The organism is Pseudomonas sp. IC_126 (genome assembly GCF_004331835.1).
Taxonomy (GTDB): Bacteria; Pseudomonadota; Gammaproteobacteria; order Pseudomonadales; family Pseudomonadaceae; genus Stutzerimonas.
In genome coordinates, this window is record NZ_SJSS01000005.1 from 36,370 (window position 1) to 58,081 (window position 21,712).

The following is a 21,712-nucleotide window of genomic DNA, read 5'->3' on the forward strand; positions in this document are numbered from 1 at the left end:
CTTAGATGTCCTTCTGCTTGGTGCCGAAGATCTTGTCCCCCGCATCGCCCAGGCCGGGCACGATATAACCATGCTCGTCCAGGCGCTCATCAATGGAGGCGGTATAGATGATGACGTCCGGGTGAGCCTTTTCCACGGCATCGATGCCCTCCGGCGCAGCGACCAGCACCAGCGCACGGATCTCCTTGCAGCCAGCTTTTTTCAACATGTCGATTGCCGCGACCATGGAACCGCCGGTTGCCAGCATCGGGTCGATGATCATCGCCAGACGCTGATCAAGATCGTCTACCAAGCGTTCCAGATAGGTGTGTGCCTGCAGAGTTTCCTCATTACGGGCGATGCCTACCGCGCTTACCTTAGCGCCGGGAATCAAAGTGAGCACGCCGTCGAGCATCCCGATGCCGGCTCGAAGGATCGGTACCACAGTGATTTTCTTGCCGGAAATCTTTTCCACCTGGACCGGGCCGCACCAGCCCTCGATGCTGTAATTCTCCAGCGGCAGGTCGCGAGTCGCCTCGTACGTCAGGATCGACCCGACCTCCTGCGCCAGTTCGCGAAAGTTCTTGGTGCTGATATCGGCGCGACGCATCAACCCAAGTTTGTGGCGAATTAGCGGGTGGCGGATCTCTCGAATGGTCATGGTGGCTCCGGCGGTCGAATAAACCGGCGTAGATTAATGCATCGGGGTGTTAGCGGCTATTGATGTATCAATCAGGGCTTGCCTTGGTCGCAATGGCATCGGTATCGTCGCGCCCCTTATTTTGTGCGCAGCCGACTGAGCTGCTTCCTTCTCTTCTCTGTCTTGGAGCATCGCCCATGTCCGTCGATCTCGCACATATCCGCCAGATCATGGCCGAAGCCGATTGTCTTTATTCCGAAACCGAAGTTGAGGCGGCAATCGATGCGGTGGCCGCAAAAATCAATGGCGAGCTGGCCGACCGTAACCCGGTGGTGTTCTGCGTCATGAACGGAGGGCTAATCTTCTCCGGCAAGCTGGTTCCGAAGCTCAACTTTCCGCTGGAGCTCTCCTACCTGCACGCCACGCGTTATCGCAACGAGACGAGCGGTGGCGACTTATTCTGGAAGGCCAAGCCGGAGATTTCCTTCATTGACCGCGATGTGTTGATCATCGACGACATTCTGGATGAAGGGCATACCCTTGGCGCGATCATCGATTTCTGTCGTCATGCGGGTGCCACTGCGGTGCATACCGCGGTGCTGGTCGACAAGGAGCACCAGCGCAAGGCCCGTCCAGACCTGAAAGCGGATTACGTCGGGCTCAGCTGTGCTGATCGCTACGTGTTCGGTTACGGCATGGACTACAAGGGCTATTGGCGCAACGCTCCTGGTATCTATGCCGTTAAAGGAATGTAAGTCGGCTTGCCTTGATATCCCGTCAGGGCCGAATGCTCGGCTCTGATTTCTGACTAAGCGGCTATCTCGCCACATTTCCTGTTCCGGTTGGGCTATCCCTTCGCGCCGAGCGACTAGCGTTTGCTCGGCTTCTCACTGTAGACCGGCGCGAATGCCCTAGCAGCGGCTTTCGACCTTTCAGTTGTTTCGTTTCGCCCCAAGGCGCTGTGCTTGGGTAACGCTCCGACTCGCCGATAGCGTTTTGCCTTCCTTACAGCCTGTGAGTTGCGATGCTGATTACGGGCGCTTCGGTTCAAGTCGCCTGGGGTTGATTGAGCGTAGTTCTGCAGATTTTCCGCAAACGGCGTCGCAGCTGCTCTATTTCGGGGCTTGCACCAATTTGCCTTGCGGCTAAGCTCTTCGATAGCTTCGCTGGGGGCGGCATTTCCGATAGGGTGATGCTCCGTTGCAAGCCAGTAACGGGAAGGCCGTTCATACTTTAGGATTACAAAACAAATCAAACCTTAGTGCGCTTAACCCTCCGCTGCCGTGTGGTTAGGGTGAGCCTACTTCGAACCAACCAGGAGCGCCTCATGACAAAAACAACAAGGCAAGGAATCTTCCAGCCCAAGGCATTGGCTCTCGCCGTTGCGCTGGGAACTGCCGCACCGGCTTATGCCGTTAGTTTCAATATCGGGGAAATCGAGGGGCAATTCGACTCGGCAATGTCCGTTGGGGCTAGTTGGGCAATGGATGATCCCGATATGGATCTGGTAGGTGCAGCCAATGGCGGTACCGGCTTTACTCAGACTGGTGACGATGGCCGTCTGAACTTCAAAAAGGGCGAGACCTTCTCGAAAATCTTTAAAGGCATTCATGACCTCGAACTGCGCTATCGCGACAGTGGCGCATTCATTCGTGGCAAGTACTGGTATGACTTTGAACTGAAGGATGAAGATCGTCTGTTCAAGGATATTAGCGACAGCAACCGTAAAGAGGCTGCGCAGTCTTCCGGTGCCCAGATTCTCGATGCTTTCCTTTACCACAACTATTACGTAGGCGATTTGCCCGGCACGGTACGTGTCGGTAGGCAAGTGGTTAGTTGGGGTGAAAGTACCTTTATCGGTAACTCGATCAACTCCATCAACCCGCTCGACGCCGCAGCTTTCCGCCGCCCAGGTGCGGAAATCAAGGAAGGTTTGATTCCGGTCAATATGCTGTATGTGTCCCAGAGCCTGAGTGATCGCCTGAGTATGGAGGCGTTCTATCAGTTGGAGTGGGATCAGACCATCGTCGATAACTGCGGCACCTTCTTTTCTAGCGCAGACGTAGCGGCCGACGGTTGTGACAACAACTATCACATCCTTGGCCCATTCGGTGCGGCTCAAACTGCTGCTTTGCAACAAGCAGGCTTGACGGTAACTGACGAGGGGTTAATGGTTCCTCGCGGCGGCGATCGTGACGCTCGTGATTCTGGTCAGTTCGGGGTTGCGTTGCGTTGGCTTGGTGATGCTACGGAATACGGCGCTTACTTCATGAATTACCACAGCCGCACGCCTAACTTGAGTATGCAAAACACAAGCAATCCCTTAGTGATTGGTGGTGCACTTCAAGCGGCCGGTGCTGGGCAAATTTCAACTGCTCAAGCTCTTTTGCTTGGCAATGGGCAGTATTTTCTTGAATACCCGGAAGATATACGTCTATACGGGCTTAGCTTTTCCACAACCCTACCCACCGGCACTGCGTGGTCGGGCGAGTTGAGCTATAGGCCGAATCTGCCCATTCAAATCAATACTACTGACACCACGGGTAGACTGGCGCTGAGCTTTGTTGAAGCATTGTTAGCTGGTGGCCCTGGCTTGGCCGCCGCTCAAGCTGGTCTCGATACGCATGGTTACAACCGGAAAGAAGTAACGCAGCTTCAAACAACTTTCACACACTTCTTCGATCAGGTGCTTGGTGCCGGACGGGTTACGCTCGTTGGCGAAATCGGCTACGCGCACGTTGGTGGGTTAGAAAGTAGGCGTGATGTGCGTTATGGGCGAGACGCAATTTACGGCTCCCCGGCTGGAACCCAACCCAGCAACGCCGCTTCGGAGGCGCGATATGGCTGGGACGGCTTCGTAACCGCCAACTCCTGGGGCTACCGTCTGCGCGCGCTGGCCGATTACAGCAACGTGTTCGCCGGGGTGAACCTGACCCCGAACCTATCCTTCTCTCATGACGTCGACGGCTATGGCCCTAACGGCTTGTTCAACGAAGGTTCCAAGGCTATCAGCGTTGGCGTAGACGCCGTCTACCAGAACACCTACACCGCCAGCCTGTCGTACACCGACTTCTTCGGTGGCGATTACAACACGCTGGTCGACCGTGACTTCCTCGCACTGAGCGTAGGTGTGAACTTCTAAAGGAGGCCGCTTCAAAGTCGTCGAGCGGGGCCCGCGAAAGGCTCCGCCGCGCGACTAGCTTCATGCAAGGCCTCCGGCCAAAACAAGATCAAGAGGAACTGGAAGCGTATGAAAACAACAAGAAAACTATTCAGTGTCTTGGCCCTCTCGCTGCTCGCAAGCAGCGTCATGGCCGCTGTATCTCCCGAGGAAGCCGCGAAGCTCGGCACTTCATTGACTCCGCTCGGTGCCGAAAAAGCCGGTAACGCCGACGGGACCATCCCTGCGTGGACTGGCGGTCTGCCTACCGATGCCGCTCCGTTGGTTAACGGCCACCTGACCAACCCCTTCAAGGACGAAAAACCCGAGTTCGTCATCACCGCGCAGAACGTCGAGCAGTACAAGGACAAGCTGACCGCAGGTCAGCAGGCGATGTTCAAGCGTTATCCGGAAACCTACAAGATTCGCGTATTCCCGACGCATCGCAGCGCTGCTGTGCCTGACGCCATTTACGAAGCGGCCAAGAAAAGCGCATTGAATACCGAATTGGTTGCCGGGGGTAACGGGGTCGACAATTTCGCCGACAGTCGCTACTACGCCTTCCCGATTCCGAAGAGTGGTCTGGAAGTCGTCTGGAACCACATCACCCGTTACCGTGGGGGTAACGTACGCCGCAATATCGTCCAGGCTACCCCGCAAACGAACGGCAGCTACACCCTGGTGCACTTCGAGGATGAAGTGGCGTTCCCGAGCGACATGACGGATCTGGATCCGGAGCGTGCCAAGAATGCGCTGCTGTTCTTCAAGCAGCGGGTAACGGCGCCATCACGCCTCGCCGGTAACGTGTTGCTAGTGCACGACTCGCTTAATCAGGTGAAAGAGCCGCGTCAGGCTTGGATCTACAACGCCGGCCAGCGTCGCGTCCGTCGCGCTCCGCAGGTTGCCTACGACGGTCCGGGCACCGCGTCCGACGGTATGCGTACCACGGACAACTTCGACATGTTCAGCGGCGCGCCTGATCGCTACGACTGGAAATTGATCGGCAAGAAGGAGCTGTATATCCCGTATAACAGCTTCGAAATCAACTCCAGCGATGTGAAGTACAGCGACATCCTCAAGGCCGGTCACGTCAACCAGGATCTAGCTCGTTACGAGTTGCATCGTGTCTGGGAGATCGAAGCCAACCTCAAGGATGGCGAGCGCAACATCTACGCCAAGCGCCGTTTCTTCGTCGACGAGGATAGCTGGACCATCGTGCAATCCGAACTCTATGACGGTCGCGGCCAGCTGTGGCGCGTCGGTGAGGGGCATATGGTGCAGTACTATCAGCATCAGGTTCCAACCTTCGCCTTCGAAGCGCTCTACGACATCATCTCGGGTCGCTATATCGCGATCGGCATGAGCAACGAAGAGAAAGCGCATGAGTTCGGCTACAAGGCGTCGGCTCGGGACTTCACACCCGCCGCTCTGCGTAATGCCGGGGTGCGCTGATCGATTGAAATCCACGTAGTGAATAAGGCGGCCGTTTGGCCGCCTTTTTTTTTCTTGCGAAGCGGAGGATGATACTTTTTAGCCAGTAGTCGACCGGATATCGCGCAGAGCAGGCTGAGCACTTTGCTCGAGTCGACAAAAGCAGCGGGATCGTGCAGGTTATTACCGCAAAAGCGCAACGATACGGTTCAAGGTTGTAGGCCCTCGGAGCAGGGTCTTTGGCTGCGCTCATCGCGTTTTCAATGGACTGACACGAATAAGAGAAACCTCGCCATGTCCGTACGCTTCAACCCTGGTGCACTTAGCACAGAGGCCGCCGCGCAGGTTCAAGTTGCGACTATTCCGCGTTTACCCCCCATTCATATTTCCAGACCGCGGCTGGTAGAGGCACTGCTCGAAGCCCATTGCCGCCTGCGTTTGATCTGCGCACCAGCGGGTTTCGGCAAAAGCGTGTTGATGAACGAGTGTGCTCGGCGAATGCCTGCTGACACGCATCTCGTATGGCTTGATCTTGGCGGGCGGCCGTTCTCCGTCGAGGCGCTGCATGCTCAACTGAGTCGGGTCCTCGGTATCCCCTCGGCACCGAGCGGAGACGTGCAGCAGGATCTCGTCGATCTGTTGAATGACTTTCCGCGACCGCTCTGGATCATGCTCGATGACTATCCGCGTGAGGCCGCCGTACAGTTCGATGCCTGCCTTGACCTGCTTCTGGAAAGAGGTCCCGAGTCCGTCAGTTGGTGGGTGAGTAGCCGCCGGCAACCAGCGTGGAAATTGCCCCGGCTTTTGCTGCAGGGTGACCTGTTCGAACTGGAAGCCGAGGCGTTGGCGCTCACTGCCGGCGAGCTCAGGCAGTTGCTCGAAGCACACCGTCTGGAGTTGGCTGACGACACCTTCAAGAGATTGTTGGCCGGTAGCGAAGGTTGGTTGGCCGGCGTCAGCCTGTTGCTGCTGAATGCAGATGAGCAGGCGGTGCGCGAGCGACTGGTGGCGGGAACGCCATTGCTGAGAGATTACGTTCAGCGAGAAGTGCTCGAAGGGCAGAGCGAAGACGTTTGCCGGGCACTGTTCGCGCTGGCGCAAATGCCACGTTTTTCACCGCAGCTTTGCGAACATGTGCTCGACGGAAGCGGTAGCGACATTCTGGATGTGCTGAAGACCTTCCAGCTGTTCATTCGGCAGATCGACAATTGCGGTGAGTGGTTTCGTCTGTGGCGCCCCTTTGCATCGATGCTACGACGGATGCCGGAGACCGTTTCACCGACTCAGGTCCATTTGCGTGCGTGCCAGTGGTTCGCCAACCGCGGCGAGATGCGTGAGGCAGTGGAACATGCGCTTTGGGCGGGGCAGCCCGAGGTCGCCGCCAATTTCTTGCAGCGTTACGGACAGGAGCAATTACTGATCGGCGACAACGTCTCGCATTTTCTGAAATGGCGCAGCGAGCTGCCGCAGGATTTGTTCAACAGCACTACTCGACTGATCGTGCTGCATGGCTGGGCACTGATCATCTCCGCCCGGCTCGATGAGGTAGATAATTGTCTTGCCGATCTGGCGAAGTTCTTTCCCCAGCCCGACGCCCGTCGCCAGGCGCAACTGCTGGCCCAATGGCAAGCGCTACGTGGCTTTCTTGCGCGACTGCGAGGGGAGCCGGAGGCCAGGAGTTATTGCCTCCAGGCGCTTGAGGTTTTGTCAGATCATGCCTGGGCGCAGCGAGTACTCTGTTATCAGGCGTTATCTCAGCACGCAATGGCTGAAAGCCGGCTCGAGCTTGCGCAGCACTACAACAGCGAAGGAATGAAGCTGGCTCGGCTCAAGGGCAGCGTGTTGTATGAAGCGATGCTCAACGTCGACCGAATTCAGCTGCTGGAGCTGACTGGGGAGTTCGAGCGCGCGGTAGGTGTGCTGGACGAGTCGCTGCTGGTGCTGCGCGACAACGTCAGGCACAGCCCCATCATTGGTCGCCTAAAGTTGCTGCAGGGCCATCTGTTGGCGTATCAGGGGCTCGACGAGCTGGCGCGGGAAGCTTATCAGCAGGGGCGAATCGAGACTGAAACCTGCGGGGATTCCTACGTTTTCTTTGGCTACGCCGGGCTGGCGGAGCTGGCGGCTCGCAAGCAGGAATTTCCGACGGCGTACCATTGGTTGCGTGAAGCTGAGCGGCTGGCGCAGTGGCGGCATGTGCCGGAGGCGCGATTCCGCGGCATCCTGCTATTGATAACGGGTCTGACCTGGCTTCATCAGGAGCAATTGAAAAAAGCCAGGGCTGTTTTCATGCAGGTGCTGGAGCTTTACAAAGGACACAGCTATCTGGTCCCGTCGGGGTTTTACGAGTTGCTGCCACGGGTGCAGCGCTATCTTGCCGTGATCGATCTGCTGTCGGGACGTTGCTCGCTGGCCATCGACACGCTGCGCGAGCTGATCGAGCAGAATCTGCGTTCACAGCGATTAGGTCTGGCCTGTGAGTGCCGGTTCACGTTGGCCGAAGCGCTGCAGCTGGATGGTCGGCATGAAGAGGCGGAAGTGGAGCTGCGCAAAGCCCTTGGGGAGGCGGCAAGGCAGCACTTGATTAAGCCGTTGTACGAATTGCAGCATCGTCAACCACAATGGCTCGCCAGAATTTTGCCAGTCAATAAAGGTGAAAGTCTGCGAGATCGGCTTCTGCAGTTCGAGCGTGAGCCTGACGAGGCTGTTGCGTCAAACGAGGAGGTGGTTCTAAGCAATCGTGAGCTCACGGTACTGCGCCTTATCGCTCAGGGATGTTCGAATCAGGAAATTGCCGAACAACTCTTTATTTCGCTTCACACCGTCAAAACCCATGCTCGTCGTATCAATACCAAGCTGGGCGTCGCCAGGCGTACGCAGGCTGTAGCTCGCGCCAAGGCTTTGGCTTGGCTCTGATCGGTTCGGATGAAGGCGAAAGCGACCGAGACGGGCGCAGTGGTGCGGCGCGCGGTGTCAAAACATCGAGTCGGCAGAACCAGAAATCTTTTTATTTTTGTCGGAAGAACAGCGCGGGGGTAGCAGCTACTGCAGGCGTCAGGCGTCGATTATTGAGTGGCTGAGGTTGAATGCTTGGCCAGCCGATAGAGGCTGGCGTGTTCACCACGTTCGATCGCCAAGCTGAACTGCAGGCTGGTGATCAAGCGTTCGAGCTGCTGCTGGTCCCGCCATTGGCTGGTGCTAATGAATCGTTTGACCGCCACGCCAGCTGCGTCAGTCAGCGTCAGCAGAATACTGCCGTCAGGTTTTTCGATGCTGAAATTGACGTTGTAGTGGGGCTGAAACACATCGCTGATTTTTTTGAATGGACTGTCCATGCCGGTTACCTGGTTTGGATGACTGCACGCAATGGACCGGCGGATCGAATGACAAGTTTCGCCCGTTGGGCGTGTTTCCCTGTGGCGATACGTAGCACCGGACGGGTGCGATGAGGGGGGGCGCCATCACTCTTCGGTCGTGGCTGGCAGCTCAGTAAGTACTTCTGGATTGTTCTTGAAAGCCTTGGCAAACAGGTCTCGATGCCGGGCCATGAAGATGCCTATGTCATCGGCTTGCTGTTCGCTCAGGGATGGAGAGGCCTTCTGCAACGCCGCAGCGAGGGCTTCGGCCAGCTCAAGCATTTTGTCGTGACGATCGGCTTCGGCTTTATCCATGAATAAACGCTCCAGGTCCCGGCTGCTGCGGTACACCACTTCGACGGCCATCAACCACCTCGGCTAAATTGAGTTACTGGTTTTTTATACAGCATATGCCGCCCGGCGACGAATGAAAAGCGCTTGTGTGTCCTATGGCCATCTCAATGGTCGAAGTGCCCTTGAAGCCGCTCGGCCCGAAACTCCAGGCTACTGCCGCGATAGCCGGCGCGCAGCGGCGGCAAGGGGAAGCAGGATTCCCAGCGTTGGCCGGGTTGCAGGTCACCCGGCCCGCGGTATTGAGGCGCGTCGTAGTTCGATGTCACCAAATCTAGGCTGGAGCCGGGCGAATAGGCGCCGATCTCCCAACGCAGGCTTCGCAATGGCTGCGGACTATGGTTGTCGATCGTGATACGCAGCGGCTGTGCCGCCGGACAGGTCGCGGGTGCGTATTCCAACCGTAGTTCGAGCTGAGCAAGCAGGCGTACTTCACGTTGTTCCTGCCAGATCACCCACGCGGCAACCAGGCCCAACCCGAATAATGCTCCCAGTGAGATTGGAATCGCTCGAACGGGATAGCGAATCAGCAGGATCACCCAGGTGGCGATCAACAGGGCGCCGATCAGCACGATCGGTCGCCTTTCGAGAGGGCAGGCATCAATACCTCGATTTCGATTGAGTCCGCGAACATGCTAACGCTGACTAGGTTGGGTTGCGACCGCGTCATGCGCAGATACGCGCGGGTCAGTCGTCTTTGGCCGGCTGGGCATGGCTGGCGAGTCGCTCGAGCGCGGCCTTGAGTCTCGGATCTGTAATGCCCTGCGCGGTTTGCTGGATGTTGTCCGCTGCGCTTGCCGACAGTTCCGGTGCCGGCCCGGGTTTATATCGGGGCGCCTCGGGAGGTTGGACTTTGAACTGGATCCGGTTCAGCCCGGTGAATTCGTTCATGCCTTGCAGTTGCCGTTGCAAGCGGCGTTGTTGATAGCGCAGACGCGTCGCCCAATGACCGTCGGTGACGATGAGGAGAAGAGTGCCCTCACGCCACGAGGCCACACGGCAATACTCTCGCGCTGCGGGCTGCAACTGGCTTTCGACCAGCCGTTGCAGGTGGTCGAGCCGTCTTGCCTCGCCGAACAAGGCTTTCAGCGGCTTCGCCTCGCGTAGCAGCGCAACGGGTGCACGGGCCGGCAGGGGACGCAGCGACATGGTCAAGGCTCGAACTGGAAAGGATGAGCGGGCTATCTTAGCAGAAGCCTCGGATATCGCCGGGTCGGCCGATCGAGGCGGTGAACGTAGATAAGCAACTGGCCCATCTGTAGTTGGGCCGCATGTGCTGGCAGATAGCCCTTGCGGCTTCGGACGTGACCGTGCGGTCGGCAATTTACCGCATGCTTGGCTGCCTTGGCTGCGCAGTAAGGCACCTTTCCTCTCGGACGTTTCCGAGTAGAATGCCCCCTTTGCACGCAGCCGTGGTGGCCCCGCGGCCGTGCCTCCATCCCCAGCATGGAAGTCCTTGTCGATATGTTTGCGCCTTTAATGAAGAAGCTCTTTGGTAGCAAGAATGACCGTGAGGTCAAGCGCATGCTCAAGGCGGTACAAGCCGTCAATGCGCTCGAAGAGCAGATGCTGTCTCTGTCCGACGAGCAATTGCGAAGCAAAACCGAAGAGTTCAAGGCCCGCCTCGGCCAAGGCGAGACCCTCGACCAGATTCTCCCCGAAGCCTTCGCGGTCTGCCGCGAAGCCGGCAAGCGCGTGATGGGCATGCGTCACTTCGATGTACAGCTGATCGGTGGCATGACCCTGCATGAGGGCAAGATCGCCGAGATGCGCACCGGTGAAGGCAAGACCCTGGTGGCAACGCTCGCGGTCTACCTCAACGCGCTCGCTGGGAAGGGCGTTCACGTGGTCACGGTGAACGACTACCTGGCGCGCCGCGACGCCAACTGGATGCGTCCGCTATACGAGTTCCTCGGTCTCTCCGTGGGCATCGTCACGCCATTCCAGCCACCGGAAGAAAAGCGTGCCGCCTATGCCGCCGACATTACCTACGGCACCAACAACGAGTTTGGCTTCGATTACCTGCGCGACAATATGGCGTTCAGCCTTGCGGACAAGAACCAGCGCGAACTCAACTTCGCGGTGATCGACGAGGTGGACTCGATCCTCATTGACGAAGCGCGGACGCCGCTGATCATTTCCGGTCAAGCCGAGGACAGCTCCAAGCTTTATCAGCAGATCAACCAGCTGATTCCGCTGCTCACGCAGCACATCGAGGAAGAAGAGGGTGTCGTCACTCAAGAGGGCCACTTTTCCATCGATGAAAAGACCCGCCAGGTCGAGCTGAACGAGCAGGGCCACCAGTTCGTCGAGGAGATGCTCACCCGCGCCGGGCTACTGGCCGAAGGCGAAAGTCTTTATTCCGCACACAATCTGGGATTGCTGACACATGTCTATTCCAGTCTGCGCGCGCACAAACTGTTCCATCGCAACGTCGAATACATCGTGCAGAACAACCAGGTTCTGCTGATCGACGAGCACACCGGTCGTACCATGCCAGGTCGCCGTCTTTCCGAAGGTCTGCACCAAGCCATCGAGGCGAAGGAAAACCTGCCGATCCAGCCGGAGAGCCAGACCCTGGCCTCCACGACCTTCCAGAATTACTTCCGTCTGTACAGCAAGCTTTCCGGTATGACCGGCACCGCCGATACCGAAGCCTTCGAGTTCATGCAGATCTACAGCCTGCCGGTCATGGTCATTCCGACCAACAAGCCGCTCGCGCGCAAGGACTACAACGACCTGGTCTATCTGACCCAGGAAGAGAAGTTCGCTGCGATCATCACCGACATTAAGGATTGCCAGAACAACGGCCGCCCGGTTCTGGTCGGTACGGCGACGATCGAGAGTTCCGAGTACGTGTCGCGGCTGCTTGAAAAGGAAGGCATCGAGCACAAGGTGCTCAACGCCAAGCACCACGACAAGGAAGCCGAGATCATTGCGCAGGCCGGTCGCCCGGGCGCGGTGACCATCGCCACCAACATGGCCGGTCGCGGTACCGACATTCTTCTCGGCGGCAACTGGGAGGTTGAAGTCGCTGCGCTGGAGAACCCCACGGAAGAGCAGGTTGCGCAGTTGAAGGCCGACTGGCAGAAACGCCATCAGGCGGTTCTCGAAGCCGGTGGTTTGCATGTGATCGCTTCCGAACGTCACGAATCGCGTCGTATCGACAACCAGCTGCGCGGTCGCGCCGGTCGTCAGGGCGATGCCGGTTCCAGCCGTTTTTATCTGTCCCTTGAAGACAGCCTAATGCGCATCTTCGCCTCGGATCGCGTCAAGAATTTCATGAAGGCGCTGGGCATGGAATCCGGCGAGGCCATCGAGCATCGCATGGTCACCAACGCCATCGAGAAAGCGCAGCGCAAGGTCGAAGGTCGAAACTTCGACATGCGCAAGCAGCTGCTGGAGTACGACGACGTTGCCAACGAGCAGCGCAAAGTCATCTATCACATGCGCAACAGTCTGCTTGCGGCCGATGAAATCGGCGAGACCATCGCCGAGTTCCGACGTGAAACGCTCGATTCCGCTATCAGCCAGCACATTCCGCCGCAGTCGCTGCCAGAGCAGTGGGATATCACCGGCCTAGAAGCGGTGCTGTACAGCGATTTTGGAGTTCGTTTGCCGGTTCAGCAGTGGCTTGACGAAGACGAGAAGCTCTACGAGGAAACCCTGCGCGAGCGCATCCTGCAGGCCCTGATCGACGCCTACAACGAGAAGGAAGAAATGGCTGGTGCAGAGGCGCTGCGATCCTTCGAGAAGCAAATCGTCCTGCGTGTGCTTGATGATCTGTGGAAAGATCATTTGTCGACCATGGATCATCTGCGTCACGGTATCCATCTGCGCGGTTACGCCCAGAAGAACCCGAAGCAGGAATACAAGCGTGAGTCGTTCACGCTGTTCCAGGAGCTGCTCGAATCGATCAAGCGCGACAGCATTCGCGTCCTTTCCCACGTCCAGGTCCGCCGCGAGGATCCTGCTGAGGAAGAGCAGCGTCTGCGTCGCGAGGCCGAGGAGCTGGCGCAGCGCATGCAGTTTCAGCATGCCGAAGTTTCGGCCTTGGAACAGCCCGAGGAGGAGCCAGAAGCCGCCGGTGGTGCCGCCGCACCTGTTGCTCCGGTGCGTGTCGAACCGAAGATCGGGCGCAACGAGCCGTGCCCCTGCGGCTCAGGCAAGAAGTACAAGCATTGTCACGGGCAGGTCCAATAACCTGAACCACCCGTTATGACCCGCGCCGCGACCGGCTTAGCCGCTCGCGGCGTTTTTATCCCTGCTTCGCGGTGGCCGAAGGCCATCTATTCTTCCTAAGGAGTGCATCAATGGCTGTCGGTCTTGGTCCTTTACCTACATTGCACCCGGTACCGGGGTTCGAACTCGGCATCGCTTCGGCCGGTATCAAGCGGCCCGGGCGTAAAGATGTAGTGGTGATGCGCTGCGCGGAAGGTTCGACCATTGCTGGCGTGTTCACACTCAACGCCTTCTGTGCCGCGCCGGTCATCCTGGCCAAGCAACGTGCACAGGGAGCGGTCCGCTACCTGCTCACCAATACCGGGAACGCCAATGCTGGCACCGGTGAGCCGGGCATGCAGGCAGCGATTCGTAGCTGCGCCAGCCTCGCCAAACTGGCCGGCGTCGATGAAACGGCCATCCTGCCATTCTCCACCGGTGTGATCGGTGAGCCGCTTCCCGTCGAGAAAATCGAAGCGGCATTGCCCGCCGCCTTGGCTGACCTGGACGAAAATCGCTGGGCCGAAGCGGCAACCGGCATCATGACCACCGACACCCTGCCCAAGGGTGCCAGCCGTCAGTTCGAGCACCAGGGCGTTACCGTTACCGTTACCGGCATATCCAAAGGCGCCGGCATGATCCGCCCGAACATGGCCACCATGCTCGGCTACATCGCTACCGATGCGAAGGTCAGCCAGGCCGTATTGCAGGACCTGCTACGCGATGCGGCTAACAAGTCCTTCAACCGCATCACCATCGATGGCGATACCTCGACCAACGACTGCTGCATGTTGGTAGCGACCGGAAAGGCGGCGTTGCCGGAAATCACCGAAGCCAGCGGCGAGCTGTTCGCCAAGCTCAAGCAGGCCGTGTTCGAGGTGAGCATGGACGTTGCGCAATCCATCGTGCGCGACGGCGAAGGCGCCACCAAGTTCGTCACGGTGACAGTCAACGGCGGCAAGAACCATCAGGAGTGCCTGGATGTCGGCTATGCCGTTGCCCACTCGCCGCTGATCAAGACCGCACTGTTCGCCTCCGATCCGAACTGGGGTCGCATCCTCGCGGCGGTTGGCCGTGCCGGCGTGCCGGAGTTGGATGTCAGCAAGATCGATGTTCATCTCGGCGCGGTCTGTATCGCCAGCAAAGGCGGCAGATCGCCGAGCTACACGGAAGAGCAGGGCGCTGCGGTGATGGCCGAGGAGGAGATCGAGATTCGTATCGAGCTGGGCCGCGGTAGCTGCAGCGAGACCATCTGGACCACCGATCTGTCGCATGAGTACGTGCGGATCAATGCCGAATATCGAACGTAAAGCAGTTGAAGCCTTAAGCTGGAAGCTTGAAGACAGAGCGCGGCAGGCCATGCGGACTGCCCCGACACTTCTTTTTACCTTCCAGCTAATGAATTAGCCATGAACCGAATCCATGTCGCCGCCGCGGTGATCCGCTCCCCTGACGGCCTCGTTCTGATCGCCAAGCGCCCGCTCGACAAACATCAGGGCGGGCTCTGGGAGTTCCCAGGCGGTAAGGTCGAAGCCGGCGAAACCGTCGAGGCCGCGCTGGCGCGAGAGCTGCAGGAAGAGCTGAACATCGCCGTCACCGAAACTCGTCCGCTGATTCAGGTGCGCCATGATTATCCTGACAAGCAGGTTCTGCTGGACGTCTGGGAGGTGCTGGCCTTCTTGGGTGAGCCGCATGGCGCCGAGGGCCAACCGCTGGCCTGGGTGAAGCCTGCGGACTTGCCGAACTACCGTTTTCCGGCGGCGAACCGGCCGATCATTACGGCGGTGCGTCTGCCCGATCAGTACCTGATTACGCCTGATGGCCTGTCTCCTCAACAGTTGCTGGACGGCGTTGCTCGGGCACTGGATGCGGGTATCCGGCTAATCCAGTTTCGAGCGCCATCCCTGTCCCACGTCGCTTACCGAGCGTTGGCGGCCGAGATCATAGCGATGTGTTCCGGGCGGGCGCAGTTGATGCTGAAGGGACCGCTGGAATGGGCGGACGAATTTCCCGTGGCCGGCTGGCATCTGACGGCTGAACAGCTGCGTGATCATGCCGGACAGGGCAGGCCGCTCCCGCTCCGGCAATGGCTCGCAGCCTCGTGTCATGATGCCGCTGAGCTGGACTTGGCCATGGCGATGGGAGTCGACTTCGTCACGCTCTCACCGGTACTGCGGACCGCCACTCATCCTGGGGCACAGCCTTTGGGTTGGCCACGCGCCGCTGAATTGCTGGTAGGCTTCAGCCAGCCCGCTTATCTGTTGGGCGGGCTCGGTCCCGCCGATCTGGCGCAGGCCCTGCGAGTGGGCGGCCAAGGCGTCGCAGCGATCCGGGCGTTCTGGCCGCATTGATAACTGGCGCGATCACACGCATCGACAGGCTTGATCCGAATTGCCGGTCAATGCCGTGGTCGTATCCGATGCCGTCGCAATAGAAGAGATGGTTGCGATAGTTAAAGTTTATCGCTGCTATTTTCTCAATCAATTAACCGTATGCGGTCAGCTGCGTTATCGTAGGCCCCGTTAAATTTCTGAATCCCAAAAGGAGTTAGCAGATGTCTCTGATCAACACCCAAGTTCAGCCGTTCAAAGTCAACGCTTTCCACAATGGCAAGTTCATCGAAGTCACCGAAGAGTCCCTGAAGGGCAAGTGGTCGGTGCTGATCTTCATGCCGGCAGCTTTCACCTTCAACTGCCCGACTGAGATCGAAGACGCTGCCAACAGCTACGCCGAATTCCAGAAGGCTGGTACCGAGGTGTACATCGTCACCACCGATACCCACTTCTCGCACAAAGTCTGGCACGAGACTTCCCCAGCTGTAGGCAAGGCTCAGTTCCCGCTGATCGGTGACCCGACTCATCAGCTGACCAACGCTTTCGGCGTACATATCGCTGAAGAAGGTCTGGCTCTGCGTGGCACTTTCCTGATCAACCCGGAAGGCGTGATCAAGACCGTGGAAATCCATTCCAACGAAATCGCTCGCGACGTATCCGAAACCCTGCGCAAGCTGAAAGCTGCCCAGTACACCGCCGCGCATCCGGGCGAAGTCTGCCCTGCCAAGTGGAAAGAAGGCGAGAAGACTCTGGCTCCTTCGCTGGATCTGGTCGGCAAGATCTAAGGTTCATTCGCTCGAATGCCTTGCATGCTATAGGGGCTGTAACCCAGCCTCTCTAGCCCAACGCCTGGATGCGGTTTATCCAGGCGTTTTATTTTCTGCATTTTCATATTCGGACTACGGGGTACCGCCGCTCATGCTGGACACCAATCTCAAGACCCAGTTGAAAGCCTATCTGGAAAAGGTCACTCAGCCGTTCGAGATCGTCGCGTCCCTCGATGACGGTGAGAAATCCCAAGAAATGCTCGCCCTGCTGGAAGACATCGCCAGCCTGAGCGACCAGATCACGCTGCGCACCGATGGTGATGATGCTCGTCGCCCGTCGTTCGCACTCAACCGCATCGGTGGCAACATCAGCCTGCGTTTCGCCGGCATCCCGATGGGCCACGAGTTCACCTCTCTGGTGCTCGCCCTGCTGCAGGTCGGCGGCCACCCGTCGAAGAACGCACCGGAAGTCATCGAGCAGATCAAGAACATCGAAGGCGACTACAGCTTCGAAACCTACTTCTCGCTGTCCTGCCAGAACTGCCCCGACGTGGTCCAGGCGCTGAACCTGATGGCCGTGCTCAACCCGAACATCCGCCACGTTGCCATCGACGGCGCGCTGTTCCAAGACGAAGTCGAAACCCGGCAGATCATGTCCGTGCCGAGCATCTACCTCAACGGCGAACTGTTCGGCCAGGGCCGCATGGGCGAAGAAGAGATTCTCGCCAAACTCGACACCGGCGCCTCGGCGCGTGATGCCGAGAAGCTCAGCGCCAAGGAGGCCTTTGACGTACTGGTTGTGGGTGGTGGGCCGGCTGGCGCCGCGGCAGCTATCTATGCTGCGCGTAAGGGCATCCGTACCGGTGTGGCGGCTGAACGCTTCGGCGGTCAGGTACTGGACACCATGGCCATCGAAAACTTCATCTCGGTCAACGAGACCGAAGGCCCGAAGCTGGCCCGTGCGCTGGAAAACCACGTGCGCGAATACGACGTGGACATCATGAACCTGCAGCGCGCTGCGGCATTGATTCCGGCCTCGGCCGAAGGCGGCTTGCACGAGATCAAGCTGGAAAACGGCGGCTCGCTCAAGGCCAAGACACTGATCCTCGCGACTGGTGCCCGCTGGCGTGAAATGAACGTGCCGGGCGAGCAGCAATACCGCGGCCGTGGCGTCGCCTACTGCCCGCACTGCGACGGCCCGCTGTTCAAGGGCAAGCGCGTAGCGGTGATCGGCGGCGGCAACTCGGGTGTCGAAGCGGCCATCGACCTGGCCGGCATCGTCGCTCACGTCACGCTGATCGAGTTCGACAGCCAGTTGCGTGCCGACGCCGTGCTGCAGAAGAAGCTGCACAGCCTGCCCAACGTCACCGTGATCACCAGCGCGCTGACCAGCGAAGTCATCGGCGACGGCCAGAAGGTCACCGGACTGATCTACAAGGACCGCAACTCCAGCGAGTTCCACAACCTGGAACTGGAAGGCATCTTCGTGCAGATCGGCCTGCTGCCTAACTCCGATTGGCTGAAGGGCACCGTCGAACTGACTTCGCGCGGCGAGATCATCGTCGATGCGCGGGGTGAGACCTCGCTGCCGGGCATTTTCGCGGCGGGCGACGTCACCACGGTGCCGTACAAGCAGATCGTTATCGCCGTCGGCGAAGGCGCCAAGGCTTCGCTGAGTGCGTTCGACCACCTGATCCGCAGCTCCGTGGAAGACTGAGCCTGACGGGCACGAAAAAGGGGGAGCAGATTTCGGTCTGCTCCCCCTTTTCGTTTTTTTGGGGATCGCTACGCTGAGGGCTGAGGGCTGAGGGCTGAGGGCTGGCCGCGAAGGATAGATAGCGGCGTTCCGGGGTCTATTTCATTACACCGGATCCGCGTCGGTCGGGTGGAAACGAGCGAAAGATGCGGCAATGGACCGCTTCGTCGCACATGTACCAGTCGTCCATGGAGCGAATCCATCTATGAAAAAAGCGGATACGCCGCAAGACGTCCGAGGCGCTGTTGTAACGCTTGCCAATCGATCCAATGAACCTCAACACGAAAGAGTCGTGCACGAGCAGCTCGCCAAACGCCTGGCTGAGTTGCAGGGCTTCGTCTTTCTCGGCGACTACGACCGCAGCACCAGTTATCCACATCAGCTTTACTTCGTTCCCTCCGGCACCGTGATCGGCACCGAGCAGGCACGTGAGCTGGGGCTTGAGAGCGAGCAGGATCTGTTCGGCGGGGTCGTACCGCATGCATTCATCGAAACCAAGGCCATCACGCATCCGCTGGTACGGCCGGATGCCGACTCGCCGTTGGGCTGGTCGCGAGGTTTCACCCGGCGCGTCACGGGCGGCGTTCTGCCCGGTTACAGCGTTTTTTCCCTACACGATGCGCGAGAGGCCGGACGGCGATTGCTTAACGAAGGCGCGCTGCGCATCAAACCGGTGCGTGCCACCGGTGGGCGAGGGCAGGAGCGGGTGACGACCGAGCAGGAGCTCGACCATGCCCTGGAAAATATCGACGAAACCGAACTCAGCCAGTACGGGCTGGTACTCGAAACGCACCTGGATGACGTGACGACTTTCAGCGTCGGGCAAACTCGCGCAGCGGGGAGGGTACTGAGTTACTACGGTACCCAGCGGCTGACTCAGGACAACACGGGTGTAGCGGTCTATGGTGGCTCGGATCTGTTGGTCGTTGAAGGCGATTTCGATGCCCTGCTAAACCTGAATCTGCCCGAAAAGATCCGTCTGGCCATCTCCCAGGCTCAAATCTACGACGCAGCCGCCTCGGCCTGCTTTCGCAATTTCTATGCTTCTCGGCGCAACTACGATATCGCTCAGGGCGTCGATGGCAGAGGGCGCGCCTGCTCCGGTGTGCTGGAGCAATCCTGGCGCATTGGCGGTGCCAGCAGTGCCGAGGTTGCGGCGCTGGAGGCGTTTATCCGAGGCGAGAGCGGGCCGGTCGTGCGTGCGTCATCGGTTGAAGTCTACGGTGAATCAACCGTGCCCGAAGGCGCAACGGTGCTGTTTCGCGGCGAGGACGCCGAGGTCGGCTTCATAACCAAATACGCAGTGGTGGAGGCTCATGGCAACCCATAGTGAAAGCGTGGATATCCTCGTAGATGACGAGCACATTGCCGGCACCTTTCTGTCGCCTCCGACGAAATTGCCGGGTGTGCTCTTCGTGCATGGCTGGGGCGGTAGCCAAGAGCGCGACCTTACCCGCGCTCGCGGTATTGCTGGTCTGGGCTGCATCTGTCTGTCGTTCGATCTGCGCGGCCATGCCCAAACGCTGGCGCAACAGCAGACTGTCACGCGTGAGCAGAATCTGCGTGATCTGATGGCGGCCTACGATCTCTTGGTACAGCATCCGAACATCGATCCTTCCGCGATCGCCGTGGTCGGCACCAGTTACGGCGGCTATCTGGCGGCGCTGCTTACTTCCTTGCGTCCGGTCAAATGGCTGGCGATGCGCGTGCCGGCGTTGTACAGGGATGATGACTGGGCGATACCCAAGCGCCAGTTGAGTCGCGATCTGCTCAATGAGCTGCGTGGTCGGCGGGTCGCTCCCGAGGAGAATCGGGCGTTGGCGGCCTGTGCCGAGTTTCGTGGCGATGTATTGATCGTCGAGTCCGAGCACGATCATCTGGTCCCGCACAGCACGATCATGAGTTACCGGGCGGCATTCCATCAGACCCATTCTCTGACTCACCGCATCATCCTTGGGGCCGATCATGGTCTGTCCCATGAGAATTGCCGCCAGGCCTACACCGATATTCTCGTCAAATGGGCCACCGAGATGGTCGTCGGTGGACGTGTCGGCCAGCAGCACGGTGCAGCCGCCGCGCGGTTGGGCTAACCCGGCGGCGTCGGCGGCTCGATAGGGCCGACGAAGCGGCTCCAGCGCCGGTCGAGCACCTGCTGCTTGAGCACTTCGATGACATCGACCAGCAATTCCTCCAGCGCTAGATCGGTGTTTTCGTCCTGATACACCCAGGCCTCGAAGCATTCGTCAGCCAGGCTGCGAGCCAGACGCTGGAATTGCGCGCCCCGCAGCCCGTCTACCGCGCCTTGGAGGAGCCGTGCCGCGATATCGGCGAGCGCATCGTCCAGGGTATCGACGACCCGGTCGCCAAGCGGCAGGCGACGCAGGCGGATGACCTCCGGATTATTCGCCAGCGCCTGGTGGATCAATCCGTCGACATAGCCTTCGATGGCGCCGCGGTTGTCCCGATAGCCGTTCTCCAGCATGGCGTTCAGGCGACGAGATAGATCGTCGAGCAGCCGCTCCTTGCGCGGTCTTACCACCTCCTGCAGTAGCCGTCGGGAAAGGTCGTCGCTGGCACCAATCTCTTGCTGCATACGGCTGAACAGCCGAACCATGACGCGATCGGACAGCTCTTCCAGCAGCAGCAGGTAATAGCGGCGGACCAGTCCGTAGACCGGCCACCGGCGCATTTCGATAAGGCCCAACCGTTGCAGACGGATCAGCAAGCTGCCGACCCGCAGTACGCGCAGCCAGCGGAAACCGCTCAGCGGGATGCAGCCGAGTACGTCATACCAGTGAGCGAATGGGTAGTAATACCAGCGTGCATAGCGCCGTTCGAACAGCGCAATGGTCCAGCCAAGCAGCACGTCGAAAATGAATACCGCGACGAAGCCGAGATCGATCAGCTGGAAGTTGCGGTGGATCAGCGTGTCGTAGCGCCGATGCAGCTCGGGCAACCATCCGGCGAGGGCCTGGTTGATCGGCTGCACCATGAACAGACTGTCGAACAGGATCAGCCCGAGATTGATGCACACCAGCAGGACGATGAACGCTTCCCACGCGGCGTGCAGCCCGTCGTGCAAGCGTTCGCGCTGGCCTGCGGCTGGCTCAGGCATCGGCGTTGGCAGGTGCGCTGGCGGGTTGCCAGAGAATTTCGGCACAGCCTTGGCGACGCGCGATCAGGCGAGCCACGACGAAGAACAGGTCCGACAGGCGATTCAGATAAGCCAGTCCGACCGGGCGCAACGGCTCGATGGCATTGAGCTGCTGGCAGCGCCTTTCGCTGGTGCGGGCCATGCTGCGGCATAGATGCGCGAGCGCGATCAGCCGGGTGCCGCCAGGCATGATGAAGTCTTCGAGCGGTCCGAGCTCCGCATTCCAGCGGTCGATCGCTGCCTCCAGGCGCGCTACCTCGGTAGGAGTCAGCGCTTGATAGTCCGGCATCGCCAGTTCGCCGCCCAAGTCGAATAGGCGATGCTGGCAGGGGGCCAATACTTCGATCAGCTCAGCCAGATCTGGCCAGCGCGTCTGCGCTTCGGCAAGTTCGGCAAGCAACAGGCCCAGTTGGCTGTTGAGCGTATCGATTTCGCCCATGGCTTCGACCCGCGGGTGGTCCTTGGGGACGCGGCGGCCATCTGCCAGGCCGGTTTCTCCGGCATCGCCGGTGCGGGTATAGATCTTTGACAGTCGATTGCCCATCTGTAGGTTCCTGGTGGTGC

General features: G+C 59.2%; 18 protein-coding genes. 11 read left to right on the forward strand and 7 right to left on the reverse strand.

Annotated features, from left to right (window positions below; genetic code table 11):
- Position 1: 1 nt before the first annotated feature.
- Positions 2-640, reverse strand: coding sequence for a uracil phosphoribosyltransferase (gene upp / locus E0D86_RS15795; protein WP_131650997.1), 639 nt, complete (start codon positions 638-640; stop codon positions 2-4).
- Positions 641-816: 176 nt separating this feature from the next.
- On the opposite strand from upp, the gene E0D86_RS15800 reads away from it, so the two are divergent.
- The 4 genes from E0D86_RS15800 to E0D86_RS15815 all read left to right on the forward strand — a co-directional run bounded on the left by E0D86_RS15800 (position 817) and on the right by E0D86_RS15815 (position 8,126).
- Positions 817-1,374 (forward strand): hypoxanthine-guanine phosphoribosyltransferase, encoded by a 558-nt coding sequence (locus E0D86_RS15800; protein WP_131650998.1) that lies wholly within the window; start codon positions 817-819, stop codon positions 1,372-1,374.
- Positions 1,375-1,946: 572 nt separating this feature from the next.
- Complete coding sequence (locus E0D86_RS15805) at positions 1,947-3,761, forward strand: DUF1302 domain-containing protein (protein ID WP_131650999.1); 1,815 nt, start codon at positions 1,947-1,949, stop codon at positions 3,759-3,761.
- Between the two features lie 108 nt (positions 3,762-3,869).
- On the forward strand, positions 3,870-5,231 hold the full coding sequence (locus E0D86_RS15810; RefSeq protein ID WP_131651000.1) for a DUF1329 domain-containing protein: 1,362 nt from the start codon (positions 3,870-3,872) through the stop codon (positions 5,229-5,231).
- Positions 5,232-5,504: 273 nt separating this feature from the next.
- Positions 5,505-8,126, forward strand: coding sequence for a LuxR C-terminal-related transcriptional regulator (locus tag E0D86_RS15815; RefSeq protein WP_131651001.1), 2,622 nt, complete (start codon positions 5,505-5,507; stop codon positions 8,124-8,126).
- Positions 8,127-8,275: 149 nt separating this feature from the next.
- On the opposite strand, the gene E0D86_RS15820 is transcribed toward E0D86_RS15815, so the two are convergent.
- From E0D86_RS15820 to E0D86_RS15835, 4 genes are all read right to left on the reverse strand, one after another.
- Positions 8,276-8,545 carry a DUF3509 domain-containing protein gene (locus tag E0D86_RS15820; RefSeq protein WP_131651002.1) on the reverse strand — a complete coding sequence of 90 codons (270 nt, stop codon included), beginning with the start codon at positions 8,543-8,545 and terminating at the stop codon, positions 8,276-8,278.
- Between the two features lie 126 nt (positions 8,546-8,671).
- A complete protein-coding gene (locus E0D86_RS15825) occupies positions 8,672-8,932 on the reverse strand; it encodes a YebG family protein (RefSeq protein WP_131651003.1) in 261 nt (86 codons plus the stop codon).
- A 92-nt stretch (positions 8,933-9,024) separates the two neighbouring features.
- On the reverse strand, positions 9,025-9,489 hold the full coding sequence (locus tag E0D86_RS15830) for a multidrug transporter (protein ID WP_131651004.1): 465 nt from the start codon (positions 9,487-9,489) through the stop codon (positions 9,025-9,027).
- Positions 9,490-9,604: 115 nt separating this feature from the next.
- Entirely contained in the window at positions 9,605-10,066 is a 462-nt protein-coding gene (locus E0D86_RS15835; RefSeq protein ID WP_131651259.1) for a DciA family protein, read from the reverse strand.
- A gap of 315 nt (positions 10,067-10,381) precedes the next feature.
- Here E0D86_RS15835 and secA point away from each other — a divergent pair, with 315 nt between their 5' ends.
- From secA to E0D86_RS15870, 7 genes are all read left to right on the forward strand, one after another.
- Complete coding sequence (secA, locus tag E0D86_RS15840) at positions 10,382-13,120, forward strand: preprotein translocase subunit SecA (protein WP_131651005.1); 2,739 nt, start codon at positions 10,382-10,384, stop codon at positions 13,118-13,120.
- Between the two features lie 110 nt (positions 13,121-13,230).
- Entirely contained in the window at positions 13,231-14,448 is a 1,218-nt protein-coding gene (gene argJ, locus E0D86_RS15845) for a bifunctional glutamate N-acetyltransferase/amino-acid acetyltransferase ArgJ (RefSeq protein ID WP_131651006.1), read from the forward strand.
- A gap of 99 nt (positions 14,449-14,547) precedes the next feature.
- Positions 14,548-15,489: a Nudix family hydrolase gene (locus tag E0D86_RS15850; RefSeq protein WP_131651007.1), complete on the forward strand. Its 942-nt coding sequence runs from the start codon at positions 14,548-14,550 to the stop codon at positions 15,487-15,489.
- Between the two features lie 203 nt (positions 15,490-15,692).
- The gene (gene ahpC / locus E0D86_RS15855; protein ID WP_131651008.1) at positions 15,693-16,256 is read left to right on the forward strand and encodes an alkyl hydroperoxide reductase subunit C; all 564 of its coding nucleotides are present in this window, start codon (positions 15,693-15,695) and stop codon (positions 16,254-16,256) included.
- 133 nt (positions 16,257-16,389) lie between these two features.
- The gene (gene ahpF, locus E0D86_RS15860; RefSeq protein WP_131651009.1) at positions 16,390-17,955 is read left to right on the forward strand and encodes an alkyl hydroperoxide reductase subunit F; all 1,566 of its coding nucleotides are present in this window, start codon (positions 16,390-16,392) and stop codon (positions 17,953-17,955) included.
- A gap of 244 nt (positions 17,956-18,199) precedes the next feature.
- Positions 18,200-19,324 (forward strand): DUF3182 family protein, encoded by a 1,125-nt coding sequence (locus E0D86_RS15865; RefSeq protein ID WP_131651010.1) that lies wholly within the window; start codon positions 18,200-18,202, stop codon positions 19,322-19,324.
- Complete coding sequence (locus E0D86_RS15870; RefSeq protein WP_131651011.1) at positions 19,311-20,084, forward strand: S9 family peptidase; 774 nt, start codon at positions 19,311-19,313, stop codon at positions 20,082-20,084. The genes E0D86_RS15865 and E0D86_RS15870 overlap by 14 nt, the downstream gene beginning before the upstream one ends.
- Here E0D86_RS15870 and E0D86_RS15875 read toward each other — a convergent pair.
- Positions 20,081-21,109 (reverse strand): ion transporter, encoded by a 1,029-nt coding sequence (locus E0D86_RS15875; protein WP_131651012.1) that lies wholly within the window; start codon positions 21,107-21,109, stop codon positions 20,081-20,083. The two genes, E0D86_RS15870 and E0D86_RS15875, sit on opposite strands and share 4 nt — an antisense overlap.
- Positions 21,102-21,692, reverse strand: a complete 591-nt coding sequence (locus E0D86_RS15880) for a cob(I)yrinic acid a,c-diamide adenosyltransferase (protein WP_131651013.1) — start codon at positions 21,690-21,692, stop codon at positions 21,102-21,104. Before E0D86_RS15880 ends, E0D86_RS15875 begins: the two co-directional genes overlap by 8 nt.
- Positions 21,693-21,712: the final 20 nt, after the last annotated feature.

What these genes read in the sequence shown, in the direction of transcription:
- upp (WP_131650997.1), bottom strand. Translation starts at nt 640, where the DNA reads ATGACCATTCGAGAGATCCGCCACCCGCTAATTCGCCACAAACTTGGG.
- E0D86_RS15800 (WP_131650998.1), top strand. Translation starts at nt 817, where the DNA reads ATGTCCGTCGATCTCGCACATATCCGCCAGATCATGGCCGAAGCCGAT.
- E0D86_RS15805 (WP_131650999.1), top strand. Translation starts at nt 1,947, where the DNA reads ATGACAAAAACAACAAGGCAAGGAATCTTCCAGCCCAAGGCATTGGCT.
- E0D86_RS15810 (WP_131651000.1), top strand. Translation starts at nt 3,870, where the DNA reads ATGAAAACAACAAGAAAACTATTCAGTGTCTTGGCCCTCTCGCTGCTC.
- E0D86_RS15815 (WP_131651001.1), top strand. Translation starts at nt 5,505, where the DNA reads ATGTCCGTACGCTTCAACCCTGGTGCACTTAGCACAGAGGCCGCCGCG.
- E0D86_RS15820 (WP_131651002.1), bottom strand. Translation starts at nt 8,545, where the DNA reads ATGGACAGTCCATTCAAAAAAATCAGCGATGTGTTTCAGCCCCACTAC.
- E0D86_RS15825 (WP_131651003.1), bottom strand. Translation starts at nt 8,932, where the DNA reads ATGGCCGTCGAAGTGGTGTACCGCAGCAGCCGGGACCTGGAGCGTTTA.
- E0D86_RS15835 (WP_131651259.1), bottom strand. Translation starts at nt 10,066, where the DNA reads ATGTCGCTGCGTCCCCTGCCGGCCCGTGCACCCGTTGCGCTGCTACGC.
- secA (WP_131651005.1), top strand. Translation starts at nt 10,382, where the DNA reads ATGTTTGCGCCTTTAATGAAGAAGCTCTTTGGTAGCAAGAATGACCGT.
- argJ (WP_131651006.1), top strand. Translation starts at nt 13,231, where the DNA reads ATGGCTGTCGGTCTTGGTCCTTTACCTACATTGCACCCGGTACCGGGG.
- E0D86_RS15850 (WP_131651007.1), top strand. Translation starts at nt 14,548, where the DNA reads ATGAACCGAATCCATGTCGCCGCCGCGGTGATCCGCTCCCCTGACGGC.
- ahpC (WP_131651008.1), top strand. Translation starts at nt 15,693, where the DNA reads ATGTCTCTGATCAACACCCAAGTTCAGCCGTTCAAAGTCAACGCTTTC.
- ahpF (WP_131651009.1), top strand. Translation starts at nt 16,390, where the DNA reads ATGCTGGACACCAATCTCAAGACCCAGTTGAAAGCCTATCTGGAAAAG.
- E0D86_RS15865 (WP_131651010.1), top strand. Translation starts at nt 18,200, where the DNA reads ATGAAAAAAGCGGATACGCCGCAAGACGTCCGAGGCGCTGTTGTAACG.
- E0D86_RS15870 (WP_131651011.1), top strand. Translation starts at nt 19,311, where the DNA reads ATGGCAACCCATAGTGAAAGCGTGGATATCCTCGTAGATGACGAGCAC.
- E0D86_RS15875 (WP_131651012.1), bottom strand. Translation starts at nt 21,109, where the DNA reads ATGCCTGAGCCAGCCGCAGGCCAGCGCGAACGCTTGCACGACGGGCTG.
- E0D86_RS15880 (WP_131651013.1), bottom strand. Translation starts at nt 21,692, where the DNA reads ATGGGCAATCGACTGTCAAAGATCTATACCCGCACCGGCGATGCCGGA.